The 11,787-nt window shown below is 55.2% G+C and carries 9 protein-coding genes; 1 reads left to right on the top strand and 8 read right to left on the bottom strand.

What is annotated here, in order from left to right; translation table 11 throughout:
- Positions 1-67: 67 nt before the first annotated feature.
- Entirely contained in the window at positions 68-1,369 is a 1,302-nt protein-coding gene (locus PCH01S_RS17655; protein WP_042231307.1) for a hemolysin family protein, read from the bottom strand.
- Between the two features lie 208 nt (positions 1,370-1,577).
- Here PCH01S_RS17655 and PCH01S_RS17660 point away from each other — a divergent pair, with 208 nt between their 5' ends.
- Entirely contained in the window at positions 1,578-2,162 is a 585-nt protein-coding gene (locus tag PCH01S_RS17660) for a hypothetical protein (protein WP_042231309.1), read from the top strand.
- A gap of 56 nt (positions 2,163-2,218) precedes the next feature.
- Here the strand turns inward: PCH01S_RS17660 and PCH01S_RS17665 are convergent, their stop codons facing one another.
- The 7 genes from PCH01S_RS17665 to PCH01S_RS17695 all read right to left on the bottom strand — a co-directional run bounded on the left by PCH01S_RS17665 (position 2,219) and on the right by PCH01S_RS17695 (position 11,689).
- Positions 2,219-5,404 carry an MMPL family transporter gene (locus PCH01S_RS17665; protein ID WP_042231310.1) on the bottom strand — a complete coding sequence of 1,062 codons (3,186 nt, stop codon included), beginning with the start codon at positions 5,402-5,404 and terminating at the stop codon, positions 2,219-2,221.
- Entirely contained in the window at positions 5,401-5,868 is a 468-nt protein-coding gene (locus tag PCH01S_RS17670) for a MarR family winged helix-turn-helix transcriptional regulator (RefSeq protein WP_042231314.1), read from the bottom strand. The genes PCH01S_RS17665 and PCH01S_RS17670 overlap by 4 nt, the downstream gene beginning before the upstream one ends.
- 266 nt (positions 5,869-6,134) lie before the next feature.
- The gene (locus PCH01S_RS17675) at positions 6,135-7,820 is read right to left on the bottom strand and encodes a glycerol-3-phosphate dehydrogenase/oxidase (protein WP_042231315.1); all 1,686 of its coding nucleotides are present in this window, start codon (positions 7,818-7,820) and stop codon (positions 6,135-6,137) included.
- A 165-nt stretch (positions 7,821-7,985) separates the two neighbouring features.
- Positions 7,986-8,543, bottom strand: coding sequence for a glycerol-3-phosphate responsive antiterminator (locus PCH01S_RS17680; RefSeq protein ID WP_009675896.1), 558 nt, complete (start codon positions 8,541-8,543; stop codon positions 7,986-7,988).
- A 24-nt stretch (positions 8,544-8,567) separates the two neighbouring features.
- Positions 8,568-9,251 carry an MgtC/SapB family protein gene (locus PCH01S_RS17685; RefSeq protein ID WP_042231320.1) on the bottom strand — a complete coding sequence of 228 codons (684 nt, stop codon included), beginning with the start codon at positions 9,249-9,251 and terminating at the stop codon, positions 8,568-8,570.
- 7 nt (positions 9,252-9,258) lie between these two features.
- Positions 9,259-9,999 (bottom strand): glycerophosphodiester phosphodiesterase, encoded by a 741-nt coding sequence (locus PCH01S_RS17690; RefSeq protein ID WP_042231322.1) that lies wholly within the window; start codon positions 9,997-9,999, stop codon positions 9,259-9,261.
- 331 nt (positions 10,000-10,330) lie between these two features.
- The gene (locus tag PCH01S_RS17695) at positions 10,331-11,689 is read right to left on the bottom strand and encodes an ABC transporter substrate-binding protein (RefSeq protein ID WP_042231325.1); all 1,359 of its coding nucleotides are present in this window, start codon (positions 11,687-11,689) and stop codon (positions 10,331-10,333) included.
- Between the last annotated feature and the right edge of the window lie 98 nt (positions 11,690-11,787).

An 11,787-nucleotide genomic window follows, 5' to 3' on the forward strand; every position in this document is an offset into this window, starting at 1 on the left:
TTTACGCAAGTCCTTAATCGGCACCCGGATGCTTTCAGTCATTTATCGGTTACGGTCTGACGTGCCGTTAATCATCTATACGCATCACTTCGAGCTTCAGGTACCGGTTCTTCTCCCGTTCCAGCACCGTAAATTTCACGTTGTCAAAGGTCAGGGATTCTCCTTCGGAGAGATCGTCGCGATGACCGTACAGCCATCCGCCGATGGTATCCCATCTTTCGGTTTCAAGCTCCACCAGCAGTCGGTCGTTTACGATAGGAACGGACACTTTACCGTCCAATACGAGGTGCCCCTCGCTTTTAACCAGAATCTCCGGCTCTTCCTTCATATCGAATTCGTCACGGATTTCGCCGACGATTTCTTCCAGAATGTCCTCGATGGTAACCATACCCGAAGTGCCGCCGTATTCATCGATAAGAATCGCGATATGCGTGCCTTCCTTCTGCATCCTTTTCAGGAGCGCATTGACGGGAATGACCTCGGAAACCGCCATGACCGGCTGAATCAGCGTGGTGACGTCAAGCTCCTCGTCATCCTCATAAGCCAGGAAGAATTTCTTCGTATTCACAATCCCGATCACGTTATCCTTGCTCTCTTCGACAACGGGAAAACGGGTATACTGCTGTTCTTTGATAATCGCCAGGTTCTCTTCCCGGCTCTTATTCGCGTACAGACAGATCATATCGGTGCGGGGCACCATAATATCTTTGGCGAGCATATTGTCAAAAGCGAAGATCCGGCTTACATAGCCGTACTCGGCCTGGTTAATTTTACCGCTTTCAAAACTTTCGTTAATAATAATCTGAAGCTCTTCTTCCGAGTGCGCTTCTTCATGCTCCGTTGCCGGCTTAATGCCGAATAGCTTGACAAGCTGGTTGGCGGAACCGTTCAGCACCCAGATAAAAGGATACATGACTTTGTTAAACCAGATGATCGGACGTGCGGTAAGCAGCGCCACAGCCTCTGTTTTGCGGATCGCGATCGTTTTCGGAGCCAATTCGCCGATTACGACGTGAAGGAAGGTGATAATAATGAATGCGATAAGAAACGAAAGCAGTCCGGTTAACGATTCGTGCAACTGCAAGGATTCGAAAACGGGATGCAAAATTTTCTCGACCGTCGGTTCACCCAACCAGCCTAAACCCAGAGACGTAATGGTAATGCCGAGCTGACACGCGGACAAATATCCGTCCAGGTTGGCAAGCACCTGCTTCACGGCTCTCGCGTTGCTTTTGCCTTCGGCGATCAATTGATCCACCCGGCTGCCCCGGAGCCGTACAACGGCGAATTCCACTGCCACGAAAAACGCGGAGAGTCCAATCAATAAGGCAATCATAAAAAGGTTTAACAAATAACTGTCACTTTCCATTTCGGTAATCTACTCCCTTAAACTAAAGATAACCATTCCTTACGTGGACTCTAGCCTTATGGTTTCATTTCTCGGTTCTAAAAAAACAACTTTTTTTGCGCCAATATATTGAAGACCGAAAACTGGACAAGACCTTCTGGAAAGTTATAGGATCAATAGGAATGACTTCAAAATAGAACGTTATTTCGAACAAAGGATTGGTTTAAAGATGAAAAAACAGGTTTTTATGCTGACTTCTACGCTCCTTCTGCTCGCGGGCTGCGATAATATGGGCACGGGAGAGAAAATTGAAGCCGCGGGAACTCCGGTTTCTACGGCCGTAACGCCCTCGTCCGGGACGGGCAAAACGTCTGCAACCGTTGCGCCGTCATCCAGTACGGCGGGTACGACTGCGCCCGTCTCCACGCCCGTCCAGCTTCCCACGGTATCTCCGGTCGCTTCCAACCCTGCGAAGCCTCCGACTCAGGAGGAAAAGAAAACTTCCGTCAGACTAGCCGACCAAAGCGGAACAGCAGCCGGGCAGGGCAGCTTTCTTTTCGACTTCGAAGCCGGGGACGGCTTTCAGTTTTATCTGGAGAACAAAGGCACCCAACGCCTGTTTTATCGCGTCAACTATCCAAACGGACAAAATCAGGTAGAGAAGACGATTCTTCAGCCCGGAGAGTCCCATTCTTTTACTTATCAAAAAAGCAGTCCCGACCTGCCGGTACACGGGGTCTATACGGTGCACATGTACAACGATGACGGATCGAGCATTGACTACGCGCTAGTCGTGCGTAATTTAAATCTATAAAAAACCTCCGGCTCGCTTCAATAAAGCGAATCCGGAGGTTTTTTGCATTCCTTGGGTTAATGCAGGCTGCTCGAAGCCGAGTCGGCGCTGTAAGAAGCGTCTTCTCCGCGCTCTTTGCGGCCCATAAACGGCCACCAGTTGGCCGGTCCGAACATCCGCACCATGACCGGGATAAACAGCGGCAGCATGATGAGCGCGTACAGGAACAGTCCGCACAGCACAATTGTGGCGATTTGCAGCAGGGACATGACGCCCGAAGGCAGCATGGCCGCAAAGGTTCCGCCCAGAATGAGGGCGGCGGACATAATGACCGTCCCCATGTTTTTCATCGCTTCCAGAATCGCCTGCTGCGGAGACAGATGGCGGTATTCTTTGAACCGGTCCATGAGGAAAATGCTGTAGTCGATTCCGAGCGCCATCAGCATCACGAAACCGAAGAACGGAACGGCCCAGGAAATTCCCGAGTATCCGAGCATCCGCACGAAAATCACTTCCGTAATCGCCATGGACGTGTAGTACGTCAGCAGCAGCGAAAGAATCAGATAGATCGGAATGACAATCGAACGGAACAGGACGATCAAGATAAGCGCAATCCCGATCAGCATGAGCATCGCGGTACGCGAGTAATCCGCTGCGGAGATGTTTTTCAAGTCGTTGTTCATGCTGGTCACACCGTCTACGGCATAAGCCGCATTCTGGAGCGGAGTGCCTTTAACAGCGCGTTCCACTGCCGCCGTAAGCTCGCCGGACTGCTCCAGCGTCTCGACTTCGTACGGATTGCCTTCGAAGATGACTTCGAACTTCGCGATCTTGCGGTCCTTGGACATGTACGCATCAAGCGAAGGCTGGAACTCCGTTCCGGAGATGACGTCCTGCGGCATAAACCAGCCGCTGATCTGCTTGTTCGGCGCGGCCGACAGCTCCTTCAGGTAGTCCTGAGCGGATTTCAGGCCGCCGGATACTTGCGACAAGCCGTTGACGCTCTTGTCGAGGCCGCCCGTCAGCTCGCCGAGCTGGCCGTTCAGTTGGGCGAAGCCCTGCTGAAGCTCTTTTTGCCCGCTGTTCAGCTTGTCGAAGCCCTTGGTCAGCTCAGGCAGCTTCGCAACGATCTGGCCCTGGCCGTCGGCCGCCTGATCAATGCCGGCCTGCAGCTTGGCGATGCCGTCGGAGAGCTGAGCCAGCCCCTGCGCGAGTGCGGCCTGCCCGGCTGCGGCTTTCTCGAAGCCCGCGTTGGCCTGCTGAAGGCCCTGGTTGGCACCGGCAAGCTGCTGGTTCAGCTGCTTCAGCCCCTCGCCGAGCTGCGCCGCCCCCGTCTGAAGCTGGGTCACCGCGCCCTGCGTCTTGAGGAAGTCGGGGTCCGACTTCAGCTCGGGGTACTTCTGCGCGAGACCGCCCAGCCCCTTGCCGACATCGCCAAGCCCTTGGGCCAGGCCGGAGGCCTGCGAGGCGACGTCGCCGTAAGCTTGGGTCAGTTGGCCGAGGCCGCCGCCGACCTGCTTATAGCCGGCAAGCAGGTCATTGCTCGCCGCGGCGAGCTGATCCGCGCTTGCCTTGGCCTGCGCGAGTCCCGCGCGGAGCTCTCCCGCACCGGCGGAACCGCTGCGCAGGCCCGCCTCCAGGCGCTCCAGCCCGTCGCCGAGCTGCACAACGCCCGTCTTGAGGGCGTTCGTGCCGTCCACGAGCTGCTTCGCGCCGTTAGCGGCCTCGTTAAGCTTAGGCGCATTGGCGCTCAGCGCGCCGCTCGCTTCGGAGAGACCTTTGCCGATCTCTCCGAGGCCGTCGCCGCTTTGGCCGATGCCGCCCTCAAGCTTGTCGACTTGGGTCGATACCTGCAGATCGTCAAGCGGCTCTCCCGTCGGACGGGTTACGCTTCGGACGTTCTTCACGCCGTCGACCTTCGCCAGCTCGCGCGTGATCTGCTCGACTGCCGCCAGCCCTTCCGAGTTGTCGAGCGGCTTATCGGTTTTCACGACGACGGTCGAAGGAAGCGTATCTCCGGGGCCGAAGCTGGAGGAGATCAGGTTAAACGCTTTGACCGAATCGTATTTCTCACCGATTTCATCCAGGGAGTTAAACGAGGTCGACCCCTTGTACGCGACCAGGAAAGGAACGATAATGACCGCGAGAATCGCTAGGGACCACAGCGGTTTTTTTAACGAAAAAGAACCTACGGCGCCCCACAGGCGGCTCGGTTTATGCTCCAGGGAGCCTTTGGCCGGCCAGAAAATCACTTTGCCCAGAACGGCCATAAAGAACGGCACGAGCGTGACCAGCGCAAGCAGCATCACGGCCACGCCGACCGCAACGGCAACCGCCGACCGGTACAGAACGAAGGTCGAGAGACCGATGGAAGCGAATCCGACCAGGACCGCGAGTCCCGAGAAAAATACGGTCCGTCCCGCCGTCCGGTACGTGGCGAGAATCGCCTCCGTTTTATCCCCAGAATGGGCAAGCTCTTCCTTGAAGCGGGAAATGAGCAGAATGCAGTAATCGGTCCCGATCCCGAATAAAACGGCGACGAGGAATATCTGTGTAAAGTTCGACAGCGGGAAATCCGCATATTTCACGAGAAAAGCCACGACGGATTGCGAGACCAGATAGCTGAAACCCACCGTCAAAAGCGGAATAAACGGCGCTACGGCCGAGCGGAATACGATGAAGAGAATGGCCAGAATGAAAATAACGGTGATATACTCCGTTTTCTTCAGCCCCTCCTGGGAGCTTGCCATCACGTCTTCCTGGATCAGCCAGTTTCCGGTGTAATAGTGCTCCACCTTAACGTCGGAAACGGTTCCGTACAGCGCGTCGCGGACTTCTTTGGCTTCCCGGCCGTCTTTGGCCGTGTTCACCAGCACGAGTACGGTTTTGCCGTCCTCGGACACCATCTGCTTTTCCAGTTCCTTGTTGTCAAAATGCGTCATCACGCTGCTAACGCCCGCGGAATCCTTGGCGTTCTTGAGCTTGTCGACCCCGCGCTTGATCTCGTCAAGCTGGGCCTGCGTCAGTTTCTCGGTTCCGTGAAAAACGAGAACCGAGGACCGCTCTCCCTCCGCCTCCGGAGAGCCTTTCTTCATTTCCTCGATCAGTTTGGCCGCCTTCGTGGAGGAATACCCTTCCGGTACGGTAATCTGCCCTTTCTCCCGGACCAGCGATTCCATGTTCGGCGCCGTCAGCATCAGACCCGCCGCTACGGCGATCCACAGCACCAATACGAGCCATCTGAGCTTTAATACGGTTCTCATCCCTTGTGTCTGCTCCCCTCATCCGGCTGCTGGACCAAAACGTCCGCCAGTTTCTCAAAGGTCTCTATAAACGTTATTGCTTCCTGCCCGTCAAAATGTTTAATCACGCCGGCCAATAATTCCTGAATGCGAAGCCGCATTTCGTTCACGGCCGCGGTTCCCTTGTCCGTCAGCGCCAAATAAGTCACTCTGCGGTCCTTGTCGTCCGGCAGCCGGGCAATAAGCTCCTTGTCGGCAAGACGGGTGATAATCGCCGTAATGGAGCTCCTTCCGACGCAAAAAATTTCCGCCAGCTCAGAGGAGGTGCATTGACCCCGGCCCTGCAAATAACGGAGGGTGGCGTACTGCTCCTGCGTCAGCTCCTCCGGCATCCGGTCCTTGATCATGGCGTTGAGCCGCCGGTTCACCGTAAAAATCGTGCTTTCGTAACGGTCGATAATCTGTGACAGTAATGTTTCGTCCATAATAACCCCTTTCGATATTCCTGCTGTGCCTTCTATATAGTTCTATTGTCATATAGTTCTACTATAGAATTATTCAATGAGAGAACTATAACAAATATTGCCTGGGCCGTCAATAAAAGCCCCGGTGAAGGAATACTGCGGTTGTCTTCATTGGGGCAGTCAAATACAAAAAAGACTCCTCGTCCCGAAAGACCGCTGTCTGTCCGACAGGCTCTTCCGGCAAGGAGTCTCTACCTTATTTCATCCTTTAATCTCATCTGCCGCTATCAGCGGACAAGCTCGGGAGTTTTTTCGTCAATCGGCACAGTCGCGTCATGCAGATCCCGCTCCAGCTCTGCGGTATAAGCGGCACGCTGCTCTTCCGTCCAGTTGAACCGGGATGCCATGTAATGGATCACCGGATCTTTCCAGGCTCTCACCCACTTGATATTGAAGAACACTGCGCCCGTCCGGCGGACGAAGAAATCCGAAGGCTTCACGGTCATTTCCTGCTCGATGGAATACACGAGCGCACCAAACAGCGCGTCCGGCATCCGGAACGTCTCCGCTTCTGCCCGTTTCGTATCGATCAGACGATACACTTTGTCGATGTTGGAGCCGTAGCGCTGGGCAAGCAGACGGGCTTCCATCACCGTCAGCCCGATCTTCTGCCCGTCCGCGACCTTCTGCTCCACGAACTGCGGGTAGCGGGCGGACCCGCCTACGTCGCCGCCCGCAATGGGGAGCGTTCTCGTCTGGCATTCGGACACCTGAATGCCGCCCTCTTCCTGAAGCTGGCGGACGACCAGGTCCACGACCGTTTCGGCCATCTTCCGGTATCCGGTCAATTTGCCCCCTGCAATGGAGATCAGGCCGGAGTCCGAAACGAAGATTTCGTCCTTGCGCGAGATCTCCGACGGGTCCTTGCCCTCCTGGTGAATGAGCGGACGGAGACCGGCCCAACTGGATTCGACGTCCCCCTCGGTCAGCCGGAGGCTCGGGAACATCTCGTTGGCCGCACGGATGATATACGTCCGGTCTTCCGTGGTCATGACCGGATGAGCGATATCCTCCTTATAGTTCGTATCGGTCGTGCCGATGTAGGTTTTGCCGTCTCTCGGAATGGCGAACAGCATCCGGCCGTCGGGCGTATCGAAGTAAATCGCCTGCCGCAGCGGGAACCGCTCCCCGTCGAAGACAAGGTGGACGCCTTTCGTCAGACGGAGCGTCTTCCCTTTCTTCGAGCCGTCGCGCTCGCGGAGAGTGTCCACCCACGGTCCGGCCGCATTGACGATCCGCTTCGCCCGGATCAGGTGCGTTTCGCCGGACAACTGGTCGGCCACGCGGACGCCGGTCACCCGTCCGTTCTCATACTCGAAAGCCTCCACTTTCGCATAGGACACGGCCTGCACGCCGAACTCGACGGCTTTCTTCATCACTTCGATCGTCAGACGCGCATCGTCCGTACGGTATTCGACGTAGTAGCCGCCGCCTTTCAGATGCTTCTCCTTGAGCAGCGGCTCTTTATCCAGCGTTTCCTGCGGGCTCAGCATGCTGCGGCGCTCGCTCTTCTTCACGCCGGCCAGGAAATCGTACACCCGCAGGCCGATGGACGTTGAGAAAGCCCCGAACGTTCCGCCCTGATAGAAGGGCAGCAGCATCCATTCGGGCGTCGTTACATGCGGGCCGTTCTCGTATACGATGGCCCTCTCCTTGCCGACTTCCGCCACAACCTTGACTTCCAGCTGCTTCAGGTAGCGCAGCCCTCCGTGGACAAGCTTGGTCGAGCGGCTCGACGTGCCCTGCGCGAAGTCCTGCATATCGACCAGCGCCGTTTTCAGTCCCCGGGACTGGGCATCGAGTGCAATCCCCGCGCCCGTAATGCCTCCGCCGATCACGAGCACGTCAAATATCCGGTCTTCCATTCTCCATAGGTTTTCTTTTCTTGTATCTCCCGAAAAAGCTGTTTCCATGTTGCTCTCCCCTCTGAGATAAACAAAAAAACCACAAACATGCCGGCTACGTCCTGGACGTAACGGCTGTCGTGGTTTCTCCTGATCTCCAACCAAATGTATGAACTTATATGATCATTTTACCATATTCCATCCGAACTTGAAAGCAATACGGCCAAAACGGGCTCACGCCTGGTAGTGTTTCCAGAGCGAGCTGTCCGAGGTCGTCACGGCCGTGGCGCCCGCCTCCAGCGCGTTCTCGACATCGCTTACGGTCCGGATCAAGCCTCCGGCAACGATAGGGATGCCGGTAGCTTCGCCGACCTCCTTGATGATGTGGGGCATGACTCCCGGGAGGACCTCGATGTAATCCGGCTTCGTCCTCTCCAGAAGCGTGTAGCTTTTGCGAAGAGCGCTGGAATCGAGGAGAAAGAGCCGCTGGATTGCCAGCAATCCGTTCTCCTTCGTCTTCATGATGACGCTCGCACGCGTCGAAATCAGCCCGGTGGGCTTGATATATTGGCAGAGGTACTCCGTCGCGTACTCGTCGTTCTTCAGCCCCTCCACAAGATCCACATGCAGAAGCGGCTTTTTCCCGTGAGATTTCGCCAGGTCCACAAGGCTTTTCAGCATGCCGATATGGCAGTCGAGCAGCACGATGTACTGGAACGGAGACGTCAGCAGCTTCTCCAGATCCTTGATTTTGCGAACAGCGGGCAGGACCCTCTGGTTGTTAAACGACATGGGCTTAACTCCTTTACTGCGGACTTACGAGCTGATCGTTTCGACCTCAACGGCCACCACGTCCGTGATGTGCTTGATCTTGGAATAAATGACCGTGGTCCGGTGCTTCTCCGGCGCGGAGACGACCAGTTGGATTTGCCTCAGTTCGTCCTTCAAGTCCTTGATCTTGATGTGCTTCACTTTCAAGAACTCCTGGTGAAGCTCGTCGATGACGTAGGACAGGTCGGCACTGGGGCTTACAATGATGAGAATGGCCAGGTTCCGCTCGCTCAATTTGCGGGGCCCGAACCATTTGAAGAAGAGCGGAATCAGGTTGATCGCCATGATGATCAGCACGACCGCCGTAGCCGCTTCCTTGTAAAAGCCCGCGCCCGCGGCGATTCCGAGCGCCGAAGCCGCCCATACCATCGCCGCGGTAGTCAGGCCGGAGATGATCTCGTTGCTGCGCCGCAGAATAACTCCGGCGCCGATAAAACCGACGCCGCTGATAATCTGCGCGGCCAGACGCATCGGGTCCATAGTCGTCGTCCCGGGAATGGCATACTTATGGACGGATTCGATGGACACGATAGTGATGAGGCAGCTGGCCACCGAGATGACCATACTTGTCTTGAGGCCAAGCGGTTTATGCTTGAGCTGGCGGTCGATCCCGATAAAGGCTCCTAGGATGAGCGCCATAAAAAGCTTTTGAAGAAAAATGTAACTCATGCTGTACTCACTCCGCCGCTCCGTCTTGGAGCAAATCTTTCAGTCGACCGGGATAATTGGTGATGATCCCGGACACCCCTTTGTCCGTCAATTCCTTTAAATCTTGGATTTCGTTCGCCGTGTACGGATACACTTGCAGTCCGTTCTCCACTGCCTTCACGACGTCTTCCGCATCAATCGCCTTGTAATGGGGATGCAGGGAATAGACTTCCACATCGAAGCTGCGCGCGTATGCGGTCGGGTCCAGCAGGTTGTTGGCATACAGCAGACCGATTTTCGCCTTGGGCTCGATCAGCTTTAGGCGTCTGAGACATTTGTGATCGAAAGAGGAAGTCACCACGTTGTCGATCCGCCCGCGTTCGTTCAGAAAATCCGCCAGCTTCTGTTCCATGCCGTTACCGGGCGCCTTGATCTCGACATTGATCATGATCGAGTCGGGCACCAGATCGAAAACTTCCCCCAGCGTAGGCACTTTCTCCCCTTTGTAGGCTTCCGAGTACCAGGAGCCGGCATCGGCTTCTTTAATCTCGGCCAGCGTTTTCTCCGCGATAGCTCCCTGTCTGTCCGTGGTCCGGTCCAGCGTATGGTCATGGATCACGACCAATTCACCGTCTGCGGACAGATGGACGTCAAGCTCAATGCCCTCGCAGCCCTGCTCGAGTCCCAGCTTGAAAGCGCCGAGCGTATTTTCGGGTGCCATGCCTTTGGCCCCGCGATGCGCGATAATCATCGGTTTGTTTGCTGTCATGATAATTCCCTACTCCCTCCGAAGCGTCGTTGTGATGGAAGCTGTGGACGTAATCCGCCGTCTTCCTAAGTGTACTTCTCTTTCCGGGATAAAATATCCTCTCGCGGGCAATTCCATACGGCTTTACCAAATCGTTACATTACCTATTGTGGCGAATAGAAAAAACACATAAGCCACCTGTCGCTAGACAAGCAACTTATGTGAGTCTCCTATTCTCCGTCACATAGTATTAACTTGTACCCTATCATAGTTCGGTCCGCTTCATCTGTCAACGGATTTCCGGCCTATTTTTAACAAATAAATGGAAACTCGCCAAGCTCTATCCCGTCTTTTATTTGACGGTTTTGTTGTACTTCTCGATCTTCGACGAGATGTCCTTCGCGGCCGCATCCAAGGCGTCCTTCGGAGATTTCTTGTTGTTTAGCACTTCCTCGATCGCCCCTTCGACAATTTGTCTGGCTTCCGGGAATACGCCCATGACGGCGCCCTGAGTAGCCGTATTCAGCTTCGTCTGGTGCAGCTGGTCGACAGCAGTCTGGAACTGCGGGAAGTTTTTCATGTTGTCTTTGACGCTCTGCTCGTCGTACGCCTTCTTCGTGATCGGGAAGTAGCCGGTGTTGATGTGCCAGTACGCCTGCTCTTTAGGCGAAGTCAGGAACTTGATGAAGTCCCAGGTCGCTTTCTGCTCGTCGTCCGCACGGTCGTTCATGATCCACAGGCTCGCTCCGCCCACAACGACGCCTCCGTCTTTGGCGTTGGCCGGTTTCGGCAGAAAGCCGGTTCCGACTTCGAACTTGCCTTTGGAGCTGTCCACAAGACCCTTCAGGGCTGCCGTGGAATCGAGAATCATGCCGACTTGGCCGGCGGAGAAAGCTTTCTTGGAGTCGTCCGTTTTACGGCCCAGGTTGTTCATCGCTTTGCTGTCCACCATGTTCTTCCACCAGGTGAGCGTCTGGACGCCCGCTTCGGAATTGACGAGCGATTGGGTCGCCAGCTCTTTGCGGCCGTTGCCGTTGTTGATGTATTCAGCACCTTGATTAGCGAAAAACTGCTCCATAAACCAGCCGTAAATCGCAAAGTTGCCGCCGGTCGCCTTGCCCGTTTTCGAAATGGCTTCGGCCGCTTTCTGAAACTCTTCATATGTGGCCGGCGGCTTTTCCGGGTCGAGTCCGGCCGCTTTAAACAAGTCCTTATTATAGTAGAGAACCGGATTGGACGTGTTGAACGGCATGGAGAACAGCTTGTCGTTAAACGTGTAGTAGCCGGTAATGTTCGGCTCCAGCTGCGTCAGATCGTATTTGTCCGCATCTATGAAATTTTGCATAGGGGTAACCATCTTGGAGTCGATCATGAACCGGCTTCCGATTTCGTACATTTGGACGACGGAAGGGCCTTCTTTCGTCCCCATCGAAGCTTTCAGCTTACTGAGCAGGTCGTCATAGGAGCCCTGGAATACCGCTTCCACTTTAATTTTGTCTTGGGAAGCGTTGTAATCGGCCACGAGCTGATCGACGACCTTCGTGTTGGCTCCGCCCATGGCGTGCCAGAAAACGACTTTCTTCGGTCCGCTGGCGGAGCCGCTGTCCGCGCCTCCTTTGTCGCCCGTACCGGCGGTGTCCGATCCGCCGCAGCCGGCGGAGACGAGCATAACAGCCGTCAATAAAGAAGCAGCCATCCCTTTTTTATTCATAGCTATTTCTTCCCCCTAGTTAAACAAGATTAGTTTGGTTTATTTATGAATCATCCGCCGCCGGAAAACCGGCGGCAGATCAGACATCGGAGTAATAC

It is taken from the genome of Paenibacillus chitinolyticus NBRC 15660, from assembly GCF_000739915.1.
GTDB lineage: Bacteria > Bacillota > Bacilli > Paenibacillales > NBRC-103111 > Paenibacillus_F > Paenibacillus_F chitinolyticus.